Origin of the sequence: Paenibacillus sp. FSL H7-0940 (assembly GCF_037979415.1) — a bacterium.
Lineage (GTDB): Bacteria > Bacillota > Bacilli > Paenibacillales > Paenibacillaceae > Paenibacillus > Paenibacillus amylolyticus.
The window spans coordinates 1,592,473-1,618,656 of record NZ_CP150280.1; the positions used below are offsets into that span (position 1 = coordinate 1,592,473).

The following is a 26,184-nucleotide window of genomic DNA, read 5'->3' on the forward strand; positions in this document are numbered from 1 at the left end:
TGTTCAGATAACTATTTCAGGGGGAATATTCATGAAGGTAACGTTTTTGAAAAAGATAAGTTTTTTGTTTGCAGTTTTATTTTTTATAACTGGTATAGTTTTAAACCCTAATGTGAATGCAGCATCAATTGGTGAAAGTTTAACATCTCCAGACGAAGGATGGAAAAGGTATGATGATATGGACCCGTTCATTAAATATGAAGGTATTGGATGGAGTCATGTGACCGATGATGTAAATACTTACGCGGGATCAGGTCATTTCAATAAATTATCTGGCGCAACATCAAACGCAATTAAGTTTAAATTTTATGGAACTAAGTTGCGAATTATTGATGTCTACTGGAACAACAGAGTGAACAACGTAACTATTGAAATAGATGGGAAGATTTCTACATACAATCCAAATAATTCAGTAAATTTATATCAAGCTCTGGTTTTTGAATCTCTAAATTTACCCCTTGGTGTTCATGAAGTGAAGTTAACGACGATGAGTACAAGTAATACATTTTCGCTTGATGCCATTGATATTGATGATAACGGAAGATTAGTAGGAGAGAATGAACCTTTGTACCTGAAAGCTGTTCCAGGTGACAGTCAGGTTGCTCTATCATGGGAGCAAGTTGAAGGTGCAGATAAATACACTATTAGATATGGCACTGACCCAGGAAAATACACTGAAACTGTTACAGCTAAAAAAGATGTATATGGGAATTTTATCGTACCAGGGCTCATTAATGGGACGAAATACTATTTTGTAGTGAATTCTATTGTAAATGGAGTTGAGTCCGAATATTCCAATGAAGCTTCAGCAACTCCTCAAGCGCAGGTAGTTGAACCACAAGAACCAGCGGGTAATCGCGCGATCTTAGTTGTAACAATGACAACTGGCTTGGAAAAAGAGTTCGATCTGAGTATGAAAGAAGTTAATGGCTTCATCGACTGGTACGAATTAAAACAATCGGGAAGTGGAAAGGCATCTTATGCAATTAACAAGCACGATAATAACAAGGGACCATTCAAAAGTCGCAAGGATTACATCCTATTTGATCGTGTCTTGACGTTTGAAGTAAGCGAATACTAAAAAAGTTGTTAACTAAGGCTACCGCGGTTGAATTGCGGAGCCTTTTTGCGTTATTTCTTATCATATGATATATAGTGAAACACAGGCGTATTTGTCCTGTTGCCTGTCTAGCCAGCTGGGATAGTTGACGTAAGGTAATGCTGATTTTTTAATTAACTGTTCTAAAGTTAAATCTTTGTTATTAATCCACCACGATGCAGAAGTCTTTTTTTGGAGTGGCAACAAAGTCTCTAAGTTTTCATCTTTGTCGTGGACTTGATTTAAAAATTTGATCCTGATATCTCGTGCCCATTTAATCTGAGCTACAGAACCCTTGAGGTCTGGTATGTTATAAAGGATTTCAATTTCACTAGCTAAGTTATTTAATAATCTTCCATCTCTTTGGAGTGTTCAATCTTAACTAGGATAAACACCTCGTTTCCGATTTTATGTAGATCTCTTGTATCTTTAGAAGAGCTTCTTCATGATGGCTTTATATATATTGTCGTCAACTTCAATTAAACTTTTCTTCCCGTCATTAAATTGTAAGGCAATTGTGTGAGTGCTTTTTTCTTTTGCTGAAAGCCCAGCAAGTAGACCAACAGGTCCTAGAATTAAACTTCCAACAAAACCTCTTCCAACAGCACTCACAGCACTTTTACTTCGTGTTGCATCCATCACTTCGTATTCTTCAACAGTAGTTTTATCTTAATTGAAGAAAAGAATCCGGTTGATAAGCTGACTGATCCGAACATCAGTGTTAAATACTTTCCTTTGTAATCACCAGCAATAACTTGGTTCTTTGCTCCCATAATACCCCTCCATATTTTTACTTTTTCAGTTCGATTTTACTATAAAATTCTGGACTAGACTATAAAAATAAATGGCAATATCTTTTTATTGATAAAAGAACGTATGTTCTCATATAATAATGGAGAGGTGATTTACATGTTAACGGATTATCAAAGGAAGGTCCTTCGGATCTTATATAACTACAAAGGTGGACGGCGTAGGTTTCCTACTATCCACGAACTTACAGTCAAAACGGGTAAGCATAAACCAGATGTCATGGCTGCGGAATACATACATTGGGAAGATAGGTCTGACACTGCTAACATATTGATACTGGAAGGATGGGAACGTGAGGGAGAACGTCCTAAGGTAGACCAAACACCACCATCTGGGAACATTGACTATTGGACTCAATATTAAGGGGGCTTGTCATGCGTAGCAGACTGAAGGATAACGGGTTGTATGAGACAGACATCCAGGATGGTTATGCCTGAACACAGAGAGGCATGGTTGGCTCAGTGTTAAGAACAGAAGAGACGCGGTAAGACGGAACTGGACGATCAGGAAATGCAACGGATCAGTGAAGTATTTGTTGACTCTTATAATAGAAGTAGTACGGTTGATTTGATATTATTTAACCCTTTCCTTGAAGAGCCGCTCTCAGGAGTAGTTGTGGGATTAAACTCTGCACGGTGTGAAATAAAGTTGATGTTAGAGGATGAGTTCCGCTGGGTTTCTTTAGCCGAAATTGTCTCTATTAATTAATGAGATTGTATCGCTTTGGAATTGAGAGCTTATACTTTATAATATCTGTATAAGCATATTATTTAATTAGGAGATTTTCGATTTAACCAGCGTTATATAGACTAGATTTATTGCATTGAATGTCAGAGTAGTAATGCAATCAAAGTGAGTATCTGAAACGAGTTTCTTCATTATAATAAGAAACAAAGGGCGCCCACAAAATGCCCACAAAAGTCTGAATAATTATGATTAGTTCTGATAAGCTGATCACTGATAATACTTGTTTTAAGCCGATTTATTATGGTGGGTGATCCACTTTGAAAGCATGGAACATAAACCGCACACAAGTCCACCAATGGGAACGCGATCAATATATTACGTTGTACTAATCGAAAAAACCTTGTAACTACGGGGTTTTGAAGGAATGAACCGGGGGACGTTTTGGGAAGATTGCACTTCTATTGAGGTTGCGTCCCCCAAACGTCCCCCGGTTTTTGATTTTCTGATCCAAAAATACGGGAAGTGTACTCTTCATACTTATCAATGTTCCGCTTTTCTAGCTTTTTAGAAATATGAGCATACACATCTGATGTAATTTGCACACTGCCATGCCCAAGCTGCTCTTGTACAAATTTTATATAAGCCCCAGCTTCAAGCATCATCACAGCATAGGTATGTCTCAAGGAATGAATTGTTAATTCCTCACTCAAACCAGCCTTTCTCAAAATCCTCTTTGAAGCATTAAAGAGACTGGATTTAGGCATCGGACTACCATCATTCCTGCACAAGACCAGATTTAAATCGTGTCTGTACATCTACTCCACTAAATTGATCTTATTTTGATTCTGCCATGAAGCATGGTACCTCAAATCATTTATGATGCCGTTACTTACACTAATGGTGCGGGTAGAATTTCCGGTTTTTGTATCTCCGAAAAGTTCGTCCTCGTCTTCAGCTTGAAAATCGAGTGTTTCATCAACACGGATCATTTTTTCTTTGAAATTGATATCCGACCACTTTAGAGCGGCAGCTTCGCCTTTTCGTAACCCCGTTTCAATAAGCACTTTGAAGAAAATCCAATAAATGTACCCATACCCTCGAGCCGTATGAAGAAATTTGGGGATGTCTTCTGAATCAATGAATTGGATCGTCTTCTTTTTGTGCTCTCCTTTAATAATAGACCCCTTACATGGATTGCGTAATATTTTCCCTTGAATCAATGCATGCTCCATGGCTGAGTATACAGTAGAGTTGATGATCTCGACTGTACGTTTACTGAGTCCCTTTTTAAATAGAGAGTCTAAAAAGACCTGATACATATCTGGTTTTAAATCTCTGAGCATCAGACGCTTAAAATAAGGTTTGAAATGGGTGTTAAGGTTGTTTTCATGTAGTTTGATCGTATTCTTTCTTACAACTCCTTTTTTGTAGTTATTTATCCAATTTCGAATGTAATCGACCAAAGGAATGTCTGTCTGTTCAAACCCTTGTTTGAGCTGCCTTAAAAATTCAGCAGCAGCAAGTTCAGCCTCTGGTTTAGTTCGAAAACCAGCCTCGGATTTCTCTTTTTGTTGTTGAGTGAACGGATCGGTGTACTTTAACCGATACCTCCAGCCACTTTTCAATTTCTTGAAACTTGCCAATCTCATTCCTTCTACTAGAACGTTAGTTTTTTTGTATGTAAAAACGCCTCACAGCGGTGTAAGCGTAAGTTAATCAATTTTGAGCAGAGTAGTGAAATGTTCTGGGTTAAGATGAAAAAGGAGAAAGAGCTTCGAATTAGAGTCGGAAAAGATATTTTAAAAAAATCATCAAAAAACGAGCCTTCAGTAACTAAGGCTCGTTTGTGCAGGAGTCATATTTGGCTCCAATAACTATGTTTGGATTAGTGCAGAGGTTTCTTGCGGAAAAGTAACTAAAACAATTCTACCCTATTTCACAGGATTTGATCATACTTTAGCTTTAAAGTTCTTGTCCTTGGTTCGAGACCAGAACTTGTACCGATTGCCGAAAAGGAAATGATCTGATTACCGATTAGATAAGTATTTAACTACTTGTCACTGCTCTAATTCATTAAGCTGGCGGGCAGTTTAGTTTAAGATTAACTGAGGTGAACCATATCATCGCTAGTGATAAAGCAGAGAATTGAACTGGATATCGCATCGGCAACGCTGAGTTTGCAGGAAGGAGCTTAAAGTATTCACGTACTCGATACATGCGGAATGTCTAATATTGATGGTCCGTAAGGAATAGATGAGATGTGACAGTTTAGCTCAAACGACTTAATTGTATAGTGTTGACACTTCGCCCACTTGGAGTAATATGTTACTATTGAGATAGCATTCTATTTCCGATGAAGATAGTTTGAATGTTATTTATGAAGGAGAGACACTATGACAATGTTCGAGATATGTTCTATGCAAAGTCTATTTTATGAACAACGGCGGTTGTTTGTATAGAGCTAATAATATAAGTAACCGCTTAAATCCGGATAGATAATTGTTATATTGTAGACTTTGCTACCTTAAAATTCAACTATTTTAAGGAGCGGCTATCATGAGATATGTAAATGCCGACATCATCTTTCCGGAAGAATTACTAAATGAAATACAAAAGTATATGAACGGTGGATTGGTTTACGTCCCTAAATCAAAAGGTTTGCGTTAAAAATCGGGGTGAAAATTCAGGCAGCAGAAAAATTATAATCTTAGAAATGATGAAATCCGGCGAAAGTTTCTCGATGGTGACACTATCGAGAAACTTTCAGATCGATTTTTCCTTTCAAGCGATACTATTAAAAAGATCGTTTATACAAAATAATAGCTTAACAAAAGTCGCATTGGAAGAAATCCTAATGTGACTTTTTTGTGTATAGTATAGTTTAAATTGTTTATTACATATTTTCAAGCTTTTACTATCGTTATAATAACATATAAGAGAAGTAGTTGATTTACTTCATAAAATAAAAACTGCAGGGGGATAACAAATGAATGATTTTTTTAGATTTGATACTGATGAAGAACGGCGGGCGTTATTAATCAGAGCAAGGAAAGTCGCTTTATCTGCAATTCGAAAGTATGACTTAGAATGGGATAACATCCAGTTTATTCAACTATCCGATACGATCACGTATAAAATTGAAACCAGTACAGATAACAATTATTTACTTCGCATTCATTCGGACCGATTCAGCAGAGAGGAAATTCGTTCGGAACTCCTACTGTTACAAGCACTGAACAAATCGAAAGATCTAAAAGTAACAGAAGGGATGGCAAATTGTGATGGTATTTATGTATTGGACATCGAAACAGAGACAGGATATAGGCGCCCTTATATAACGATGATGCGATGGATAGAGGGTGAAAAAGCAGCAGGTGAATTTACAGATAGTCAAGCATATAATATGGGTGTATTGATGAGCAGGCTCCATGAAGCAGCAAAGGATTTCAATCCACCTTCTGATTTTGTAAGACCTACTTGGGGAGTAGAAAGTTTTAAACGTGAAATGGCTAAGTTGGAACGTTACTATGAGCGTTTTTTATCCGAAGAGGGATGGAAGCTGTATCAAGATGCAGCTGAGAAGGTTGTATCCCAACTTACCACGATGCATCCAAGTGAACATAACTATGGGCTCATTCATGCTGATTTACATACCGGTAATATGGTATTTGAGGATAATCAACCCTATCCGATTGATTTTGGAAGATGTGGGTACGGATATTATCTCTACGATATGGCAGGCACCATATTGGAGCTTTGGCCAAAGCATCGATGGATGCTTATCCAAGGTTATGAGAGTATTAGGAAGTTGGAAACGGACTATATTCGGGATCTGGAATGTTTTTTTGTCATGTTCATGATCGAGAACTCCTGCCATCACTCCTCTGATCCAAGAGAAACAACCAGTTTAATCGATGAACAAAAGTATGCCCAAGCATACATAAGAGAATATTTAAATGGTAATCCATTTTTATTCGAAGTGATCGAGCCTGTAAATGTGGATTAATACTAACCGATACCGGGCTAAAATAATGATATCTTATGGTGATGATTTACAATAGGTCGCTGTTTAGAGTGTTTGTTCGTATCATCAAGTTTTAAAAACGTGAGCTATGACTTCGAGTTTATATAAGATCTACTTGTGTACTTAGCGCTGAAACTTTTCTGTTTATTATGAAGATTTATGCTTATTCATGAAGTTTGTCCGATCCAATTGTTCTTCAGCTTCTCTAGTTCCCCTTCATTTTCGGGGTGTATTTTGACGGAGCTGTTTGGGTCGTTTCGTGATTTTTTAAACTGGCATTGAGCCATCATTATTACAAATATCATGATTATACCGGTTTTATTGATACCGCTTCGACAATCCAGACTTGCCAACCTTTTGGTTGTGGGCCAGTGAACGAATATTAAATCTATTTATGTCGGATAGAAAATATCCCATTAAAGTCGCTATTATAGCGGCTTTTTTTGTTTTAGTGTGCCCAGATACACGTATGATCTTGTTGGTGAAAGTCCGACCAAGGAGCAATGGTAGCCAGGATGCTTGCATATGGCGAAGTCTGTGTGTAAGAGCACATCGACAATAGTACCCGTCAGAGACAGGACGAGCAACAATTCAGGCCGCAACATGAAGAAATCCTGCCACGTTATCCAAAAGGCCTCGCAAGGGAGGAAAGAGGCTGACGAGTATTGTGAAACTGGACGAAGGCTAAGAAAGCTATGCAGAACTTGGAGCAGCAGTGGATAACAATTCGGCGTAATGGGGAACAGAATGGAATGAAAAATCCTGCAGTGATCATGGCAGACCCTCCTTCACACAGTTTTTTTAGGAATCCGTAAAGAGACAATCTATAATTCCAAAAAGACGAATTGAAACGTCTGAGGTAGGGAGTCCGAGGTGCTCATAACAACCAAGAAAATGATTAAACAACTTGAAAAGCTAGTTCATGCGGCAAAGGAGAACAACAAGCACAAATGGCATGTCATGTATGATAAATTCTTCCACGGGGGTGTGCTGTACGAGGCGTGTAAACGAGTGAAAGCGTATAGGGTGGCAGAAGTCGTGGATACAGTGACCGCTGACAGAGATTGGGGAACAAGGAGAACGGAACTTCCTCAAGGACTTCGAGCGAGAGTTGAAAGAAATGTAACCACCATCCGCAGCCTGTACGGTGGCACTATTTCCAAACCGGCGGATATGCGGGTAAGAACATTTTAGGAACATGTAGCGTGGCTCGATCCAAAGATTCAGGGAAGGAGAAACTATTAATATATAAACTTCAGTCAGTAGAAGTTAGCTAGACTGTACTGGTAAATTCTGCAACGATTAAATCGGTTTGTATATATAAAGAATAGACAACCCAGAAGCTGGATGCGATCACAGGTCGAGGTGAAGTATATTGCCAGGCAATATGGATTAAAAACGTTACTGTAATCTGCATGCGCATGAATGACGAACATCGGAAACCCGTAAAGGGAAAATCTAACATACGGTTTGTTGAGGAGGAGCTGGATCTTGCCCAGCCTTTTATTCTAGCCTAGACTATGTGAGTACCTATTCGCATAGTTCCTATTGATAGGCTAAATAGAAGGATTAAGCTTGTCAGAGGTGAAGAGGATTATAGTTGGATCAAGCTTGAAGAGATCGCTTAGGCAAGTTTATAATTGATCGAGCCCAAGCGATTATCCCAGGGACTCAGTTTTTTCTTCTACATATATGTTCCAAATAAGCAATTTCTATTTTGAATAAAGCCGTATGCTTGATTCATATAGGATTAGGGGGACGTCCCCAACTTATGAAAACTTATGATCAATTTTGACCGTGTGTTTCTGTATTTATTCCTATAAAGCCCGTTTTCATTGAGATATACAATCATATGAAGTTAACGTACATAAACCGCACACAAGTCCACCAATGGGAACGCGATCAATATATTACGTTGTACTAATCGAAAAAACCTTGTAACTACGGGGTTTTGAAGGAATGAACCGGGGGACGTTTTGAGGGAATTGCACTTCTATTGAGGTTGCGTCCCCCAAACGTCCCCCGGTTTTTGATTTTCTGATCCAACAATGTTGGCGGTATACTGTTCATAACAATCAATATTGCGTTGCTCTAACTTTTGTAGATGTGAGCATATATATCAGAGGTGATCTGCACACTTCCATGACCAAGCTGTTCTTGAACAAAGTTTATGCTTGCAACGGCCTAAGCATGGGTACAGCATAGGTGTGTGGAAGAGAATGGATGCGTAGATAATCACTCAATTCTGCACGCCGATCTGAATGTTTTTGTGTTTCCAAAATAGTTCTTCATTTTCTGCTTGGAAATTAAGTCTATCATCAATAATGATCCTCTTTTCTTTAAAGTTAATGTCATACCATTTTAAAGATGCAGCTTCATCTTTTCTCATACGAGTTTCTAGAAGAATTTTGAAGAATATCCAGTAAACATATCCCTAACCCCTCGCAGCTTGAAGTCAATCAGCTATAACTTTAGACTCAATGAAATTAACTGATTTCTTTCTCAGTCTCCTTTAATGATAGACCCCTTGCAATGGATTCCACTCTAACTTTCCTTGAATTACTGCATGTTCTATTGCCGAATAGACGGTTGAGTTAATGATCTCAGTAGTTCTCTGCTTAAACCTAAGCCTCTGAGAAGTTTGAGAAATCCACTGGATTAAAAACAGCTACAGAAAAAGCAGATCAGACATCTATCAGCAGCTGGTACCGCGTAGTCGTCGGTATTATACAAACTGATATAACGGCTAACCTGACCGTTGAGACATGCGAAATTTGTGCACTGCATTGGCCCTGTATCTTGAATCCAATAGTGGAAGAATGTTGCTTGTCGCCATGGATCGGAAGATTGTTGAATTCCTCCATTGGTGAAGAACAGTCAGAAATTTACTCAGATTCTAAATTCAATTGGACTCTGAGTTTCTGAGGTAAATGAGGATTCTCAAAATCGATCACAAATATTAGAAGAATTTGATGAAGACAAATATAACGTACTTTGAAACTCCGGGTTGCTCACCGAAGTTTGGACTTCTTATGGCATATGGAACGGCAAGAGCTTTGTCATCATCAACATCTCATTGCGGAAAATGAAGAGATTGCCCAAGCCATGACCAAGCATATCGAGGAGGCAGGTATGCACTAGATATGGAAGATGTGGAGAAACGGGCTACCGAGGATGTCGTTGCCCAGTGTGAGGAAGTTTTGGTCAAGCTTTTGCCGAGATGAAGCGCAGCAAGCGTACCCTGGTCAATTCGACATGAGTATTTAAGCTTAGAGAATTACCCAGTTACGTTCCAGCGTTTGGATGGTAGATGGTGCCATCTTCTCATGCTTAACTAAAAATAAAACAGTAAGAAACCGCATCAAAAGCATGGCGGTTTCTGGATGACTGATGGCTAAATTGGTAGATAAAATTTAACAGGCAGTTTCAAATGACTTTGCTTAAGTAAATTTATTTCTGAGCAACTTTGAGATTTTTGTTATTAAGCTCATTAGCTTGCATTTACAGTTATGAGGTATTTTACGTAATCACCATTAGGATTAAAAGAATATACAACAGCCGTTCCAAGGGAACTATTAGATGAAACCACTCCCCCATTGCTTATTGAAATAAGGTGTGCGCCAGACTGGATTTGAACATTTTGATTGGTAGCGAATAATTTTACATTTGAATTCCTGAGCATGTTGAAATTAACAGTTGCGATAAGTTCCCCTTGAAGTACAACTGAAGAATTAGTTGTTACTTCTTTAGCAAAGGCCTGTGAAGATAGTGAAGGAATAGAAAAAATCGAGAGTGAAAGTGTTAATAAAATCAAGAAATTTCTTACATTTTTCATAAACATACCTCCTAAGAATTAGTATGAGGTTAGTATATCATGGAAAAAGTTTGGTAAACAACTAATTTTTTACTTATAAAGCGATAATTATAAAATAAAAGACGTTTCCCTGACTAGTTTTAAAAAATATTTTCTCCCTCACTCTACAAGAATTTTCTAGACAATTTCCCAACTTACCTATTTAGAAAAACTCGACGAACACATCTCATCGCACAAAGAGAAGTTTTATGGAGTATGCTTGGATACTATTAGTTACTGCGTTATTGTATAAATTAATTTGATGATTATGGGATTCTATATGGGACACTGATTTTTACAATCGGTGTCCAAAGGGATTCTTTTTCTCTAAAGGGATGATCTCAAAACACAAAATAGAGCAGCGAGGTCTAAAACTAAATAGCCTCATTGTTCTTTTTTGTTTTTGCTAGGAAATGAATCGTCCTCCATAGGGAACGCGATCGATATATCAGGTTGTACTTATAGCTCAATTTCTTGGCGCCCTAGCCCTAAGGGGCTTTTTGTGCGTAAAAGCAGATAAAATCAAAAATAAAGTAATTGCCTAAATCTTTAAATGTCCCAGATCATTCTTTATTAGTCCATATAATATATCTATGTTTTATCTGTAATAATCGTAATATTCCTCTTCATTAGTTATCTGAAAGCCATGAAACAAAATGTGATATCTAACTCCACTAACTTTCAAATCAATGTTTCATTTGTATGTTGAAAGTTTCATATAGAAGAGGTATACTTTAATTAAATTTTGAGCAATTTAATTTTAAATAATTAATTGGAGATGTTAATATGGATCAGGCAAAACAACTTGTGACAGAACAACGTACATTTTTTTATACAGGACAAACTAAAAATATCGAGTATCGGATTAATGCGCTTCAGCAGCTTAGAGAAGGAATTGAAAAGTATCAGCAACGGATTCAAGATGCACTTCGGGCAGATTTGAACAAATCAGAGGCGGAAGCTTACGGTTCCGAGATTCGCATTGTTCTGGGTGAACTGGATTTTGCATTAGAACACCTGCAGGAATGGGCTGCACCAAAACAAGTCCCAACCAATTCGGCTATGCCGGATGGGGTGAGTACCATTTACCCTGAACCATACGGAGTGGCTCTTATTATTGCACCTTGGAACTATCCTTTCCAACTGGCCTTTGGTCCACTGATTGGAGCAATTGCAGCCGGTAACTGTGCAGTTATCAAGCCTTCTGAATTAACACCAGCGGTATCTCGTCTGACATATGATCTGATTCAGGAGATCTTCCCTCAGGAGTATATCGCCGTTAGGGAAGGGGAAGTTGAAGCCAGTACAGCATTGTTGAAAGAGAAGTTTGATTATATTTTCTTCACAGGAAGCACAGGTGTTGGTCGCATTGTTATGAAGGCAGCTGCGGAGCATTTGACTCCTGTAACCCTGGAGCTAGGGGGCAAGAGTCCTGCTATTGTCCATAACGATGCAGAACTGAAGCTGGTGGCCCAGCGTATTGTTCGTGGTAAGTTCCTGAATGCAGGCCAAACATGCGTCGCTCCGGATTACTTGCTTGTGCATGAACAAGTTCATGATGAACTGATCAATCTGATTGGCGCAGAGATCAAAGATAAATTTGGGGACGATGTGTTACAGAACGCTGATTTCCCGCATATTGTTAACTCGCGTAACTTTGATCGGTTGTCGAAATTCCTAACAGATGGCAAAACGCTGATTGGTGGACGTTCTGTACGAGAGCAGTTGCTCATTGAGCCGACTGTACTTGGAGATGTGAACTGGGAATCAGCTGTCATGCAAGAAGAGATCTTTGGTCCGATTCTTCCTGTATTTACGTACAGTGACCTGAATCCTATGCTAGATGAGATTGTTCGCCGGCCAAAACCATTGGCGCTATATCTCTTCACACAGGATGAGCAGCTGCAGGATCAGGTTCTGAATCAAGTATCCTTCGGTGGGGGATGTATTAATGACACACTTTCTCATATGACTTCACACTACCTCCCGTTTGGTGGTGTAGGAGAGAGCGGTATGGGCTCATATCACGGACAACAGAGCTTTGATGTGTTCTCGCATCACAAGAGTGTTCTGAAACGCAGTGAATAATTAGCCGCTAAAATAACAAAAACATGAAAAAAAGAGGTTGTCCTGTTGATCAGGATAACCTCTTTCGTATTTCATTACATCTAGTTTTGTTACTCAAGTTAAATATTAATGAATATCTCGGAAAAGGCCAATGACTTTACCCAGAATACTAACATGTTTCAAACGTAAAGGTTCGAAGGTCGCATTCTCCGGTTGAAGGCGAATATGATCTTTCTCTTTATAGAACGTTTTCACTGTAGCTTCATCGTCTTCAGTCATTGCAACGACGATATCACCGTTATCAGCAGTTTGCTGTTGACGGACAATAACGTAATCTCCGTTAACGATTCCAGCTTCCACCATGCTATCTCCGACTACCGAAAGCATAAACACTTTCTGTTCGCCTACATAATGTGTAGGAAGAGGGAAGTAGTCTTCAATGTTCTCGGTTGCAGTGATTGGAACCCCGGCTGTAACCTTACCAACAACAGGAATACGTGCAACGCTATGAGCAAATTGATGAGAATGCTCAGATTCTTCTTGGCTCAAAAGCTCAATGGCTCTTGGCTTGGTAGGGTCGCGTCGGATCAAACCTTTTTTCTCCAAACGATCCAAATGTCCATGTACTGTTGAGCTGGAAGCCAGTCCAACCGCTTCACCAATTTCCCGTACGGAAGGAGGATACCCCTTCAACCGGACTTCATTTCGTATAAACTCCAGAATAGCCTGCTGCCTGCTGGATATCTTCGACATACCGTATCAACCCCATTTTAGTAACGTTTGGGAAAATTATAACATAGAACCTCCGTTCGTACAAACATAAGTTCTAAATAAAATAGCATTAAATCAGTGTTTTTTAGCTTATAGAACAGAAATTGTCCAAAAGTCAGAGCATAATACTGCAAATGTTTTGCAAAAGTACTTGAAATAAGATATTGCTCCTTCTAAAAAATAAGCGAACAATTGTTCTAAAAATCTATTGAACAAAACAAGTGTTCGTGTTATATTGATTTCAACAGATAGGAACAAACGTTTGGAGGCGGGTATTTAATGAGATATTCTACTTATCAAAGCATTTATGAACCAATCAATTCGGAACTGGTGAAGTCTAACATAGGGAACTACAAGAAGGTTTTAGCGCGTTTCAAGATTTCTTCATGGATGTTAAAGGTAGTCATTACCTCTATGATTATATTTATTGGATGCAGCACCGTTTTAACTGTATTTGCAGGCAATGAGAATGATGTTCTGCCTGGAGGAAAGATAGCTGTTTCACAAGGGGAAACATTATGGAGTATTTCTTTGGAACATAAACCGACGAATATGGATACACGTATATATATAGAAGCAATTAAGAAAGTGAATCAACTTCATACAACTTCCATCCAAGTGGGACAAGTACTAGCTCTACCGCAATTTGCAGAATAAAATGCACATCAATGAGTGTTAGCGCGTGTCAGCTTGACAAGCAGCCTTTATAATGGCAAAGTTAATATGACTTTGTATTTTTGGAGGGGACAAGCTTGGATATAGATAGTCTGGTAGCACGCATTAACGAATTGGCTCGTAAGCAAAAGTCCACTGGATTGTCGGAGGAAGAGCTTGCTGAACGTGCCGAGCTAAGAGAGATTTATTTGAGTAATATTCGCAGCAATTTCAGACAACAACTGGATACCATTGAGATTGTTGATGATGAGAATGACAAAGGCCACCAAGGCAAACTCAAACACTAACGAAACCTAATGATATCATTATGATATTTAGGTTTCTTCCTGTTATTTTGAGTGTGCAATTTATAGGGGGAAATGTTGGTTTGCAATTATGTAAGCCGATACAAAGACACATAAGGGGGATTCTCATGTCGCGTTCGTTCGAGAGAACGGTTAAGAAAAATTCCAAGCAGTTAAATCAGCAACGCAAAAAAAGTGGTCAACCAATCACAGGTACACCAGGTGAAGAAGTCTTTAAGGGACGCAGTCTTTTGTTCCCTATATTTTTGATTGGTCTCGCCTTTTTGTATCTGTTTATGAGCACGTTCCTTGTGCAGGCTCCAATGACAACTTGGGACTGGGTGACCATGCTGCTTTACGTATTTTTGGCAGTCATCTTCCTGCTTCGTCGTCCATACATCAAGATTAGCAGTAATCGGATTATAACGACGAAGGGTAATCGTGAACGTTCAATTGGGGTTGACGATATCGTCAAATTCAGAATTGAACCAGGTACAGTTGTTATCGAACATAACAGTCGCGGGAAAAGATGGGTGTTCACCAAGTTATTGAACCGTTACGATACAGATGCGATTGCAGAACGTTTGCTGAAGTTTGCAAAAGCACACCAGATCACCGTGGAAACCGTCGAAAAGTAATTATTGCATAAAGGGGTAGATGATCGGAATGGCGTTAAAAGCGATTTTGTTCGACCTAGATGATACTTTATTATGGGATGAGCGTAGTGTTCGAGAAGCTTTTCATGAGACTTGTCTAATCGCAGCGAAAGAGACTGGGGTTAAACCAGAAGAACTTGAAGAAGCTGTTCGTAATGAGGCACGTGGACTGTATGAATCATATGAAACCTTTCCTTTTACTAAAATGATTGGAATCAATCCGTTTGAAGGCCTTTGGGCTAACTTTACTGGTGGGGATCAACCTGAGTTCCGTCAGTTGGAACAACTTGCTCCAGTTTACCGTAAAGAATCCTGGCGTCGTGGCTTGTTGAAGTTGGGTATAGATCGGGAAGATCTTGCTGAACAACTTGCCGAGCAGTTTGGAGTAGAACGGAGATCCAGACCTCATGTATACGAAGAAACGATGGATACCTTGCGTCAGTTACAAGGAAAGTACAAACTGTTGCTGTTAACGAACGGTTGTCCTGCTTTGCAACAAGAGAAGTTGGATGGTGTACCTGAATTAACTCCTTTCTTTGATAAGATTATTATCTCGGGTAACTTCGGAAAAGGAAAACCAGATCCGTCGATATTTGAACATGCTTTGAGTAAACTGGGTGTTAAACCCGAAGAGAGCATGATGGTTGGAGACAAGTTAACGACTGATATTCGTGGTGCTTTATCATCAGGCATCCAATCCGTATGGATTAACCGTGAGCATAAGACCAACAACGAAACGTATGCGCCTGACCATGAAATAACACATTTATCGGAATTAAATCAGCTTATTGCTAATTTCTAAGCAGATCAGCTTTAACATCTTTCCTCAGCACACCCTGAAACATTGGAAGCTTCAATGAACGATGATGTCGTTCTTGAAGTTACTAATGTTTTTTTTATTTGAGCTTGTTGAGTAAATTACCTTGTTAAAAGAGATCTCCACATTTTTTGCTAAAAGTTATTGAAATTAGAGGGAAGCTGGATTAGAATATAACTAACATACTAGTATGACTAGTATTTAGATTGTCATAAAGCAATATCTTTTTGACTTACTTTATTAAATGGAGGCAGGGAGTTATTGCTTATTATTTTCGATTGATTGTAAGCGCTTAATATTTTAGAGTATCTTCTTCCGATTTGGAAATCACACCACTTAGTAAGTGCTAAAGAATGATGTGAAGCACCTTGGATTGTGTGATTCTACATAATACATCAAATTGATATCGCTTACATTTAGCAATTATCTATTTGGTAGTGGGGGTGAAGTTAAAGGAGTTGTTGTCTTCTACTAGAGGAGAAACGATGGGAACTGTACATGAATTACTCTTACTTATCAAGTCCTGGATCGGAGTGAAAACACATGGAGTCGGAAACCGCTAAAACAACGTTAACCATGACATCTTTACGTAAAGAGAGCAGATTACGAACGGCAGCAACTTTGTTCCGCAAAGACTGGCAGCTGTATTCACTATTAATCCTTCCCATCATTTATCTCCTTATTTTCAAATATGGACCGATGATTGGTAATGTGATTGCGTTCAGACGTTTTGTTCCCGGGGGAAGTATATTTGGAGAAACGTGGGTTGGTTTAAGGTACTTCAAAATGTTCATTGAGGACCCTACCTTCTGGAGAGTATTCGGTAATACGCTGATGTTAGGCGGACTTGCGTTACTCTTTACATTCCCGGTTCCAATTATTTTTGCCTTGATGCTTAACGAAGTGAAAAGTAAACGATTCAAGAAGTTTGTACAGACCGCGTCTTATCTGCCTCATTTTCTGTCCATCGTTATCGTTGCGGGTATGATCCTGCAGCTGACAGCAGTGAATGGTTCCATTAATGGACTGGTGGCTTTCTTCACCGGAGACAATATTCCTTTTATGCAGCGGGCTGAATGGTTCAGAACAATCTATATCACTTCTGAGGTATGGCAGGGTATGGGTTGGGGGGCAATTCTGTATCTGGCTGCACTGACAACCATTGATGATTCTTTGTATGAAGCTGCACGTATCGATGGTGCAAATCGGTGGAAGCAAACGATTCATGTAACGTTACCAGGGATCTTGCCAACGATTGTGACGTTATTGATTTTGAACATGGGTAATTTCCTGGCAGTTGGATTTGAAAAAATCTTACTCTTGTACAATCCGCTGATCTACGAAACATCTGATGTGATCTCCACTTACCTGTATCGGGTTGGACTGGAATCCAGTAACTTCAGTTATGCTACCGCAATTGGCTTGTTCGAATCGCTGATCGGTCTGATTCTGGTGTTCTCCGTAAATGCCATTTCACGCAGACTGACACAAAGAAGCTTATGGTAAAGGAGGAGCACCATGCAGGAATCCAGATCTTACAAGGTATTTAAAGTATTCAATGTCATCTTTCTGCTGTTCGTGGTATTTATAACGCTCTATCCATTCTTAAATGTCGTGGCACAATCCTTCAGTAGTGAGTCCTATATTAATTCGGGTAAGGTTAGTTTGTTCCCAAGAGGATTCAATGTGGAGACATACAAGACCATCTCACGTGACAGCATGTTCTGGACGAATTATAAAAATACGATTATCTACACTGTAGTAGGTACGTTAATCTCCATGTTTATGACGACTATTTTCGCATATGCCCTGTCCAAAAAGAGATTGATGGGTCGCAAGTTTCTGACGATGTTCGCCGTATTCACGATGTTCTTCAGTGGTGGATTGATTCCAAACTATGTGTTGATTAATTCCCTTGGGTTCAACAACACCATGTGGGCACTTGTTGTTCCTGGCGCAATTAGCATATACAACATGCTGATCATGAAGTCATTTTTTGAAAATATGCCTGAAGAATTGGAGGAAGCTGCCTCCATTGACGGTTTGAACACATACGGGATCTTGTTACGCATTATATTGCCACTTAGTAAAGCAGTTATGGCAACCATGGTGCTCTTCTACGCAGTAGGTCATTGGAATTCCTGGTTCCCAGCCTTTCTGTATTTGGACAAAAAAGAACTGTTCCCGGTCACCATTTATTTGCGCAATATGATTGCAGGAGCGACAAGTGGGGCATCTGCCGGTGCAACCTCAGCTGATAACCTGACACAGATTGCTGCCAATATTAAGTCAGTAACGATGGTATTAACCATCTTGCCGATACTCACCATCTATCCATTTGTCCAAAGATACTTTGTAACCGGTATCATGTTAGGGTCTGTTAAACAGTAATACGTAGCAGCTATATAAATTGAACTAAAGATGATTTACACGGAACACTCCGATGACAGAATAACCTTTTAATCGCTGTTATCCCCAGATTTTTTCGATTCCCTTTTTAAAAGGGAAAATCCGGTGATAGCATATGCTTCCGATGCAGCTTTCTTTCAGAAAGCTTGTAGGCGAGCGCTTCGCTTTTTATTGATTAAAAAGTTTTAAGTCAAGGTCAACCTAAACCAAATTCAGGGGGATAACCTAAATGAATCAAAAGCCACGTAAGTTTGTTGGTAAAATGGTGTTGGCATCAATGATGACCGTTGTTCTGGCAGCATGTAGCAACGGTAATGGAGCTGGAGGTGACGTCACAGAAGTTCAAACCAAGGCAGCGATGGAGACGTACAATGTAGGGGATACATTCAAGGCGACTGAGCCGTTTAATCTATCGATACTGTATAGTGATCAACCTACCTATCCGTACAAAAAAGACTGGTTGCTTTTCGAAAAGATGACTGAAATGACTGGTGTTACACTTGAGCCAACAATTGTTCCTATGAGTGACTATTCTCAGAAGAGATCTCTTCTAATCAGTTCTGGTGATGCACCGCTGGTTATTCCAAAGACCTATCCTGGTGAAGAATCTGCTTTTGTATCTTCCGGTGCGATTCTGCCCGTTAGTGATTATTTTGATTTGATGCCCAACTTCAAGGATAAAGTTGAAAAATGGGGATTGGAAGAAGAAATCGAAGGACTTCGACAGGAAGATGGCAAGTATTATGTACTCCCGGGTCTGCATGAAGAAGTATGGCCAGATTATACATTAATCGTAAGAACAGATGTTTTTGAAGAAAATAACATTGCGATCCCAACCACATGGGATGAACTGTATGACGCTGCAAAGAAACTCAAAGAGCTGTACCCGGATTCCGTTCCGTTCTCGGACCGTTTCAAATTTAATAGCACATTAGGTATTGCGGCTACCGGCTTTGGTACCAAGGCTGGATGGGGTTTTGGTAACGGATTGACGTATAAGGAAGATCAGGATGAATTTGTGTACACGGCTACTACGCCGGAGTATAAGGAAATGCTAACGTACTTTAACAAGTTGGTATCCGAAGGATTGCTGGACAAAGAAAGTTTCACACAGGATGATGATCAGGCTGTACAGAAATTTGTATCCGGCAAATCATTCATGATTAACGGTAATTCCCAAACGGTGGTGCTGCACCGAAATGATATGAACAAAACGCTGGGAGAAGGCAAATACTCTGTTGCGAAGATTACAGTTCCTGGTGGGCCAAAAGGGCAATTAATGTCTGGCTCAAGACTTGAAAACGGTGTCATGATATCCGGGAAAATTCAAAAAAGCGAAAACTTCAAAGCCATTATTCAGTTTGTGGATTGGTTATACTACAGTGATGAGGGACAAGAGTTTGCCAAATGGGGCGTTGAAGGCGAAACATTTACCAAAGAGGGCGGAAAACGTAAATTGGTAGAAGATGTGAACTACAATGGCTTGAATCCTAAAGGCACGAAGGATCTGCGTATTGACTTTGGTTTCTCTGGTGGAGTATTTGCCTACGGTGGTACGACAGATCTGCTGCAATCGATGTTTAGTGAAGAAGAGTTGAAATTCCAGCAAGACATGAAGGATACCAAGGAAGTGATCCCGGCAGAACCACCAATTCCTTACTCTTCAGAGGACCGTGAACGGGTGACACTTCTGAGTACACCACTGAAAGATTATTCGGATCAAAATACACTTAAATTTATCTTGGGTGAGCGGGACTTGTCTGAATTCGATACGTTTGCCAAAGAGCTGGATAGCCAAGGATTATCTAATTATCTGAAGCTGGCAAATGACACGTACAAAGCCTACAAAGAAAACAAGCAATAATATAGTTGATGCTGGCCAGATTACCGTTTCACACCGATATATAAGTGGAACGGTAATTTGTGCTAAGATGAATGAATACGGCTGATAGAAAGAGGTCTAGGCATGTCACTTAATCAAAAAATTAGAGGCTCGACCCGGGCATATTCATATAACCTGTTAAAAGAACGAATTCTTCATCTGGAACTTAAGCCGGGTACCAAGATTTCAGAGAAAGAGATTGCAGATGAACTGCAGGTCAGCAGAACACCCGTGAGAGAAGCATTCATGAAGCTTGCTGAAGAAGAACTGCTGGACATTATTCCCCAGAGTGGAACGATTGTCTCTCATATTAATCTGGAGCATGTGGAAGAAGGCAGGTTTATGCGGGAGAAGATGGAGAAGGAAATCGTGACTTTGGCTTGTGTTTCTTTTCCTGAAGAGTACAGATTTCGACTTGAAACCAACATTGCAATGCAGGAAGTCTGTATAGGGAAAAACAATTTCTATCGACTTTTTGAACTGGATGAAGAGTTTCATCAGATTTTGTTCCAGGGCACGGGTAAGCTGAGAACATGGAAAATGTTGCAACAACTGAATATTCCGTTTAATCGGTTGCGTTTATTACGTCTAGCGGAGGACTCCAACCTGGAGGTCATTATCTCCCAGCACAAAGAGATTTATCGTCTTATCACAGAGCGTCACACCGAGCAAGCTGTTCAGGTGATGGAAGCTCATCTTAGACTCGTTGTTATTGAACAGGAATCGATAAAGGCGAAATACCCGCATTATTTTATATAATGCACCGATGTTGTATACTACTCTCCATATGCATATGCGAAAACCCCTGTTCAATTGAACAGGGGTTTTGGTTAAGCGAGTTATAACACGAGAGTGTTAGGCTTGTTTGATAAATGTAGGATCAGGGTATGGATCTGCAATCCAGCCATCTTTTTCGATGAACAGACGTACAGCAATAATTTGTTTGTTCTCCATTAAAGTGAAGAAGTGCGGTGTATTCTCAGGAACAGAGATGACGTCTCCAGGAGACAGTTCTACATTAAAGTAGCCCACATCATCTGTAGCTTTGATAACAAAGATTCCTTTACCAGCAACAATTGCACGGATCTCATCTTCAGCGTGGGTGTGAATTTCTTCGAACTTGGCGAGCTTTTCTTCGATATCTGGTGTTTGTTCGGACAGCGTGATGACATCCCAGATCTGGTACCCGCGACGTGCAGCCAAATCTCTGATTTCATAATCGTAAGTTTCCAAAACCTCGGTTTTCTGTTCATCAGTTAATCCAAAGTTATTTTGCAGATCAGTGTTTAGTTTGGAAGCGTCCCACTTCTCATATAATACTTCGTATTTGTTTAAGAAATTTCGAACATTTTCGTCACCAGTGATGCGTTCGTTCGTATTTCGGATAACAATTTCAGCCATGTTCTTTCCCTCTTTTCCACTTGGTTTAATTGAATTATATCGGATTGCTTTGTTTTTGTCGATGTTCAAATTCCGTTCATATTCGTGCAAACCCGCCATCTTTCGGGACCAAACCCGATCTTTCACATTAAGTTAGTTTCTGTTAAACTAAGATCTAACGTTTTGCGGGGGTGAAGATATTGGATAAGATTAGTCTACACGATGCATTAAAACAACGAATATTAATCCTCGACGGTGCAATGGGGACCATGATTCAACAAGTTGATCTGACTGGCGAAGATTTTGGCGGCGAAGATCTGGATGGATGTAATGAAATGTTAGTGCTTACTCGTCCAGAACTGATCCAGCGCATTCATGAAGAATATCTGGAGGCTGGCGCCGATTTAATTGAAACCAATACATTTGGTGCCACATCGGTTGTGCTTGCTGAATACGATATTCAGGATCGGGCACGCGAGATCAACTTGGAAGCAGCCAGAATTGCGAAAGCTGCGGTTGATCGTTTCTCTACACCTGAATCTCCACGTTATGTGGTAGGTGCGATGGGACCAACAACCAAAACACTGTCTGTAACTGGGGGAGTAACGTTCCAGGAACTTATCGACAGTTATTTGGAGCAAGCGCTTGCTTTAATAGAGGGAGGCGTTGATGCGCTACTACTCGAAACCTCACAGGATACCCTCAATGTAAAAGCAGGTAGCATTGGAATTCAGCAGGCCTTCGAACAGAGTGGCGTTACACTGCCCCTGATGATATCAGGAACGATAGAACCGATGGGGACGACCCTTGCGGGTCAGAACATCGAATCCTTTTATATATCCTTAGAACACCTTAACCCAATTTCGGTAGGACTAAACTGTGCTACAGGTCCGGAGTTCATGCGTGATCACATTCGCTCGCTTTCCGGAATGGCATCGGTTGCCGTTAGTTGTTACCCGAACGCGGGTCTTCCGGATGAGAATGGTAATTACCATGAGTCACCAGACTCGCTTGCTCAGAAGATTGGTGCTTTTGCCGAACAGGGCTGGTTGAATATTGCTGGTGGATGTTGCGGGACAACCCCTGCACATATTCGGGCTATGCGCGATACACTTGCCCAGTACCCCCCAAGAGAAATGAACGGAACACATCCACCGGCATTGTCTGGTATAGAACCAATCTATATTGAACAGGACAATCGTCCATATATGGTTGGTGAGCGTACAAACGTGCTGGGATCACGGAAATTCAAACGCCTCATTGTAGAAGGTAAATATGAAGAAGCCTCGGAAATTGCTCGTGCTCAAGTGAAAAATGGAGCGCACATTGTTGACGTGTGTGTACAAGATCCGGACCGCGAAGAGTCTGAAGACATGGTGAAGTTCCTTGAATTGGTTGTAAAAAAAGTGAAGGTTCCTCTCATGATCGATACAACTGATGCTTCAGTAATTGATCTGGCCCTCCAGTACTCACAAGGTAAAGCGATAATTAACTCCATTAACCTTGAGGATGGCGAAGAGAAATTTGAGCTGATCACACCGTTACTTCATAAATATGGTGGTGCAGTTGTTGTCGGAACGATTGACGAACGGGGTCAGGCGATTAGTCGGGAAGACAAGCTTGACGTAGCCAAGCGCTCTTACGATTTGCTGGTGAACAAATATGGTCTCAAACCAGAAGACCTCATTTTCGATACGTTGGTGTTCCCGGTAGGTACGGGAGATGAACAGTACATCGGTTCAGCCAAAGAAACCATTGAAGGTATAAGAGTGATTAAGGAAGCGATGCCAGAATGTCATACGATCCTCGGGATCAGTAACATTTCATTTGGACTGCCTGAAGCGGGCCGTGAGGTGCTGAACTCAGTATTCTTATATGAATGTACCAAAGCAGGTCTTGACTATGCGATCGTGAACACAGAGAAACTGGAGCGTTATGCCTCCATTCCTGAAGAAGAACGCAGACTCTCCGAAGAGCTTTTATATAACACGAATGATGACACTCTGGCGGCGTTTGTAGCGGCGTTCCGTAACAAGAAGGTTGAGAAGAAGGAAAAAATCTCGAACCTTTCATTAGAAGAGCGTCTCGCTTCATATGTAGTAGAAGGAAGTAAAGAAGGATTGCTGCCAGATCTCGAACAGGCACTTGCCAAATACACAGCACTTCAAGTGATTAACGGTCCACTGATGCGGGGGATGGAGGAAGTAGGTCGTCTCTTTAACAACAATGAGTTAATTGTAGCTGAGGTGTTGCAGAGTGCGGAGGTTATGAAGGCTTCTGTAGCATATCTGGAGCAATTCATGGAGAAGAACGAAACTTCGGTTAAAGGCAAGATCATTCTGGCCACGGTCAAGGGTGATGTGCATGACATCGGTAAGAACCTGGTTGAGATCATCCTTTCCAATAACGGTTACCGGATCATTAATTTGGGTATAAAAGTACCACCAGAACGTATCATTGAGGCATACCGAGAAGAAAAAGTCGATGCGATCGGTCTTTCGGGTCTATTGGTAAAATCAGCGCAACAGATGATTCTTACCGCTCAGGATTTGCGAACAGCAGGTATTGATGTGCCTATTATGGTTGGCGGAGCGGCGCTAACACGCAAATTCACCAAAAATCGTATCCGTCCTGAATATAACGGAATGGTTGTATATGCCAAAGATGCGATGGATGGTCTGGATCTGGCGAACAAATTGATGAATCCTGTTTCACGTGAAGTGATGCAACTGGAGATGGAAGCTGAGAAAGAAGCTGATGCTTCAGGTGCTGTAGCTGTTCAGGCTCTTCCAGAGCTTACGCGAGTGGAGCGTTCGGATATTGCTGTAGATCATCCGGTTCTTGTTCCACCTGATCTGGATCGGCATACGATGCGTAACTATCCTTTATCACATATCCTGCCATACGTGAACATGCAGATGTTGCTTGGACATCATCTGGGGTTGCGCGGTTCAGTAGAACAACTGCTTGCTTCAGGTGATAAGAAGGCTACCGACCTGAAAGCAGTCGTGGATGATATCATGCAAGAGGCTGTTCGTGACGGGATTATTCAGGCGCATGCCATGTATCGTTTCTTCCCGGCTCAGTCCAGTGGTAACAGCGTCATTATCTATGATCCAAAGGACACCAGTAATATTTTGCATACATTTACGTTCCCACGTCAAAAAGTCGAGCCGTTCCTATGCCTGTCCGACTTCCTGAAACCTGTTGAATCCGGTCAGATGGATTACGTTGGTTTCATGGTAGTTACTGCCGGACACGGTGTGCGTGAACTATCCACGGCGTGGAAAGATCAAGGGGATTATCTTCGCTCGCATGCTCTGCAATCCGTAGCGCTCGAAGTAGCAGAGGGATTAGCTGAGCGTGTGCATCATATGATGAGAGATATCTGGGGATTCCCGGACTCTGCCCAGATGACCATGAAGCAACGTCATGGTGCACGCTATCAAGGGATAAGAGTATCTTTTGGATATCCGGCTTGTCCGGATCTGGAAGACCAAGGGCCGCTGTTCAAGTTACTACAACCTGAGGATATCGGTGTGGAATTGACGGAAGGTTTCATGATGGAACCTGAAGCTTCCGTATCAGCGATGGTATTCAGCCATCCGCAAGCTAAGTATTTTAATGTAGAGAAGGCATAAATTCAGTAGAGTGTCAGGCAAAGCCCTCCGCATTGTCGGAGGTTTTTTGCTGGCAACAGAAAGAGGTGCGATCCAGAATGGAACTATATTTCCTGGGAACTAATGCTGGTGTACCTACGCTTCAACGGAATGTAACTTCCATTGGGCTACGCATGTTGGATGAGCGCAGAGCTTTGTGGTTGTTTGACTGCGGGGAAGGAACGCAGCACCAGATTTTAAGTTCTCCGCTTAAACTGAGCAAATTGGAGAAAATATTCATTACACATCTGCATGGTGATCACGTATTTGGACTTCCAGGACTGCTTTCGAGCAGAGCCTATCAAGGTGGCACCACACCATTAACCGTATATGGTCCGCCAGGTACGGAACGAATGATCAGTACAACAATGGAGCTGAGCCAATCCCGGGTTAACTATGATTTGAATATCGTGGAACATACGGGCGGCGTCCTGTTCGAGGATGACAGTTTTATCGTGGAAGCTGCTTTGCTTGAGCATCGGATTGACAGTTATGGATACCGGATTACCGAAAAAGATCGTCCAGGAAGCCTAGACCCAGCCAAACTGGCGGAATACGGTTTGAAACCAGGCCCATTGTTCGGCCGACTGAAACGTGGAGAAACCATTATGCTGGATAACGGTGATTCGCTTCGTCCAGAAGATGTATTGGGAGCGCCAAAACGAGGCATGGTGATCACCATATTGGGTGATACACGTCCATGTGACAACGTACAGCCACTTTCCATCAATGCAGATGTACTTGTACATGAAGCTACATTCATGCATGATCTGGCCGATACAGCGCATGAGTACTATCATAGTACTTCTAAACAAGCGGCAGAAGCGGCTAGAGCAGCCAATGTAGGGCAACTAATCATGACTCACTTCAGTTCACGCTATAAGGATGAGGATCAACTTCAGCCACTTTTGGAAGAGGCGCAGTCCGTATTCCCGAATACCAGACTTGCAAACGAACACCAGCTTATTCCTGTCGTGCATCGCAAGCAAGAATCTTAACCCTGATTGCGAACCAGTGCACGGTTAAACACGTCATATAAAGATCCGGGTAATTGCACGGGACTGAGGGAGAGGAACTCCCGCGGTCCCTTTTGCAATCTGGTCAGAAAGCG

Annotated in this window: 19 protein-coding genes and 1 pseudogene; 14 read left to right on the forward strand and 6 right to left on the reverse strand. The window is 40.9% G+C overall.

Annotated features, from left to right (window positions below):
* The first annotated feature begins 31 nt into the window (after window positions 1–31).
* Complete coding sequence (locus tag MHB71_RS07090) at window positions 32–1,081, forward strand: fibronectin type III domain-containing protein (protein WP_340029164.1); 1,050 nt, start codon at window positions 32–34, stop codon at window positions 1,079–1,081.
* Window positions 1,082–1,528: 447 nt separating this feature from the next.
* Here MHB71_RS07090 and MHB71_RS07095 read toward each other — a convergent pair whose 3' ends face one another.
* Both MHB71_RS07095 and MHB71_RS07100 read right to left on the reverse strand, forming a co-directional pair.
* On the reverse strand, window positions 1,529–1,741 hold the full coding sequence (locus MHB71_RS07095) for a hypothetical protein (protein WP_340029165.1): 213 nt from the start codon (window positions 1,739–1,741) through the stop codon (window positions 1,529–1,531).
* A 1,313-nt stretch (window positions 1,742–3,054) separates the two neighbouring features.
* Window positions 3,055–4,239: pseudogene (locus MHB71_RS07100) on the reverse strand (tyrosine-type recombinase/integrase).
* Window positions 4,240–5,582: 1,343 nt separating this feature from the next.
* On the opposite strand from MHB71_RS07100, the gene MHB71_RS07105 reads away from it, so the two are divergent.
* A complete protein-coding gene (locus MHB71_RS07105; RefSeq protein WP_340029166.1) occupies window positions 5,583–6,602 on the forward strand; it encodes a phosphotransferase in 1,020 nt (339 codons plus the stop codon).
* 891 nt (window positions 6,603–7,493) lie between these two features.
* Window positions 7,494–7,814 carry a hypothetical protein gene (locus tag MHB71_RS07110; protein ID WP_100527367.1) on the forward strand — a complete coding sequence of 107 codons (321 nt, stop codon included), beginning with the start codon at window positions 7,494–7,496 and terminating at the stop codon, window positions 7,812–7,814.
* Window positions 7,815–8,859: 1,045 nt separating this feature from the next.
* Here the strand turns inward: MHB71_RS07110 and MHB71_RS07115 are convergent.
* Both MHB71_RS07115 and MHB71_RS07120 read right to left on the reverse strand, forming a co-directional pair.
* On the reverse strand, window positions 8,860–9,039 hold the full coding sequence (locus MHB71_RS07115; protein ID WP_340030133.1) for a tyrosine-type recombinase/integrase: 180 nt from the start codon (window positions 9,037–9,039) through the stop codon (window positions 8,860–8,862).
* A gap of 1,071 nt (window positions 9,040–10,110) precedes the next feature.
* Complete coding sequence (locus tag MHB71_RS07120) at window positions 10,111–10,455, reverse strand: hypothetical protein (RefSeq protein ID WP_100527368.1); 345 nt, start codon at window positions 10,453–10,455, stop codon at window positions 10,111–10,113.
* Window positions 10,456–11,259: 804 nt separating this feature from the next.
* On the opposite strand from MHB71_RS07120, the gene MHB71_RS07125 reads away from it, so the two are divergent.
* Window positions 11,260–12,561: an aldehyde dehydrogenase gene (locus MHB71_RS07125; RefSeq protein ID WP_340029167.1), complete on the forward strand. Its 1,302-nt coding sequence runs from the start codon at window positions 11,260–11,262 to the stop codon at window positions 12,559–12,561.
* Window positions 12,562–12,666: 105 nt separating this feature from the next.
* Here MHB71_RS07125 and lexA read toward each other — a convergent pair whose 3' ends face one another.
* Entirely contained in the window at window positions 12,667–13,293 is a 627-nt protein-coding gene (gene lexA, locus MHB71_RS07130; RefSeq protein ID WP_017688034.1) for a transcriptional repressor LexA, read from the reverse strand.
* 297 nt (window positions 13,294–13,590) lie between these two features.
* Between lexA and MHB71_RS07135 the strand changes: the two genes are divergently transcribed.
* The 8 genes from MHB71_RS07135 to MHB71_RS07170 all read left to right on the forward strand — a co-directional run bounded on the left by MHB71_RS07135 (window position 13,591) and on the right by MHB71_RS07170 (window position 20,793).
* A complete protein-coding gene (locus MHB71_RS07135) occupies window positions 13,591–13,968 on the forward strand; it encodes a LysM peptidoglycan-binding domain-containing protein (protein WP_340029168.1) in 378 nt (125 codons plus the stop codon).
* A gap of 95 nt (window positions 13,969–14,063) precedes the next feature.
* Window positions 14,064–14,273: a DUF896 domain-containing protein gene (locus tag MHB71_RS07140; protein WP_017688036.1), complete on the forward strand. Its 210-nt coding sequence runs from the start codon at window positions 14,064–14,066 to the stop codon at window positions 14,271–14,273.
* Window positions 14,274–14,398: 125 nt separating this feature from the next.
* Window positions 14,399–14,908, forward strand: a complete 510-nt coding sequence (locus MHB71_RS07145) for a hypothetical protein (RefSeq protein ID WP_340029169.1) — start codon at window positions 14,399–14,401, stop codon at window positions 14,906–14,908.
* 28 nt (window positions 14,909–14,936) lie between these two features.
* Window positions 14,937–15,728 (forward strand): HAD family hydrolase, encoded by a 792-nt coding sequence (locus MHB71_RS07150; RefSeq protein ID WP_340029170.1) that lies wholly within the window; start codon window positions 14,937–14,939, stop codon window positions 15,726–15,728.
* 558 nt (window positions 15,729–16,286) lie between these two features.
* The gene (locus MHB71_RS07155) at window positions 16,287–17,249 is read left to right on the forward strand and encodes an ABC transporter permease subunit (protein ID WP_036613590.1); all 963 of its coding nucleotides are present in this window, start codon (window positions 16,287–16,289) and stop codon (window positions 17,247–17,249) included.
* Between the two features lie 12 nt (window positions 17,250–17,261).
* Entirely contained in the window at window positions 17,262–18,134 is an 873-nt protein-coding gene (locus tag MHB71_RS07160; protein ID WP_036613592.1) for a carbohydrate ABC transporter permease, read from the forward strand.
* Between the two features lie 247 nt (window positions 18,135–18,381).
* Window positions 18,382–20,016 carry an extracellular solute-binding protein gene (locus tag MHB71_RS07165; RefSeq protein ID WP_340029171.1) on the forward strand — a complete coding sequence of 545 codons (1,635 nt, stop codon included), beginning with the start codon at window positions 18,382–18,384 and terminating at the stop codon, window positions 20,014–20,016.
* Between the two features lie 102 nt (window positions 20,017–20,118).
* The gene (locus tag MHB71_RS07170; protein WP_340029172.1) at window positions 20,119–20,793 is read left to right on the forward strand and encodes a GntR family transcriptional regulator; all 675 of its coding nucleotides are present in this window, start codon (window positions 20,119–20,121) and stop codon (window positions 20,791–20,793) included.
* 96 nt (window positions 20,794–20,889) lie between these two features.
* Here the strand turns inward: MHB71_RS07170 and MHB71_RS07175 are convergent, their stop codons facing one another.
* On the reverse strand, window positions 20,890–21,435 hold the full coding sequence (locus tag MHB71_RS07175; protein WP_047843398.1) for a cupin domain-containing protein: 546 nt from the start codon (window positions 21,433–21,435) through the stop codon (window positions 20,890–20,892).
* 179 nt (window positions 21,436–21,614) lie between these two features.
* On the opposite strand from MHB71_RS07175, the gene metH reads away from it, so the two are divergent.
* Window positions 21,615–25,055, forward strand: a complete 3,441-nt coding sequence (metH, locus tag MHB71_RS07180) for a methionine synthase (protein ID WP_253509140.1) — start codon at window positions 21,615–21,617, stop codon at window positions 25,053–25,055.
* A gap of 77 nt (window positions 25,056–25,132) precedes the next feature.
* A complete protein-coding gene (rnz, locus tag MHB71_RS07185) occupies window positions 25,133–26,071 on the forward strand; it encodes a ribonuclease Z (protein ID WP_340029173.1) in 939 nt (312 codons plus the stop codon).
* The last annotated feature ends 113 nt before the right edge of the window (window positions 26,072–26,184 follow it).

Coding starts and splice junctions, on each gene's coding strand:
- MHB71_RS07135 (WP_340029168.1), top strand. CDS start 13,591: ATGAGATATTCTACTTATCAAAGCATTTATGAACCAATCAATTCGGAA.
- MHB71_RS07175 (WP_047843398.1), bottom strand. CDS start 21,435: ATGGCTGAAATTGTTATCCGAAATACGAACGAACGCATCACTGGTGAC.
- MHB71_RS07160 (WP_036613592.1), top strand. CDS start 17,262: ATGCAGGAATCCAGATCTTACAAGGTATTTAAAGTATTCAATGTCATC.
- MHB71_RS07165 (WP_340029171.1), top strand. CDS start 18,382: ATGAATCAAAAGCCACGTAAGTTTGTTGGTAAAATGGTGTTGGCATCA.
- MHB71_RS07150 (WP_340029170.1), top strand. CDS start 14,937: ATGGCGTTAAAAGCGATTTTGTTCGACCTAGATGATACTTTATTATGG.
- MHB71_RS07125 (WP_340029167.1), top strand. CDS start 11,260: ATGGATCAGGCAAAACAACTTGTGACAGAACAACGTACATTTTTTTAT.
- MHB71_RS07105 (WP_340029166.1), top strand. CDS start 5,583: ATGAATGATTTTTTTAGATTTGATACTGATGAAGAACGGCGGGCGTTA.
- MHB71_RS07155 (WP_036613590.1), top strand. CDS start 16,287: ATGGAGTCGGAAACCGCTAAAACAACGTTAACCATGACATCTTTACGT.
- MHB71_RS07090 (WP_340029164.1), top strand. CDS start 32: ATGAAGGTAACGTTTTTGAAAAAGATAAGTTTTTTGTTTGCAGTTTTA.
- rnz (WP_340029173.1), top strand. CDS start 25,133: ATGGAACTATATTTCCTGGGAACTAATGCTGGTGTACCTACGCTTCAA.
- MHB71_RS07120 (WP_100527368.1), bottom strand. CDS start 10,455: ATGAAAAATGTAAGAAATTTCTTGATTTTATTAACACTTTCACTCTCG.
- lexA (WP_017688034.1), bottom strand. CDS start 13,293: ATGTCGAAGATATCCAGCAGGCAGCAGGCTATTCTGGAGTTTATACGA.
- MHB71_RS07170 (WP_340029172.1), top strand. CDS start 20,119: ATGTCACTTAATCAAAAAATTAGAGGCTCGACCCGGGCATATTCATAT.
- MHB71_RS07145 (WP_340029169.1), top strand. CDS start 14,399: ATGTCGCGTTCGTTCGAGAGAACGGTTAAGAAAAATTCCAAGCAGTTA.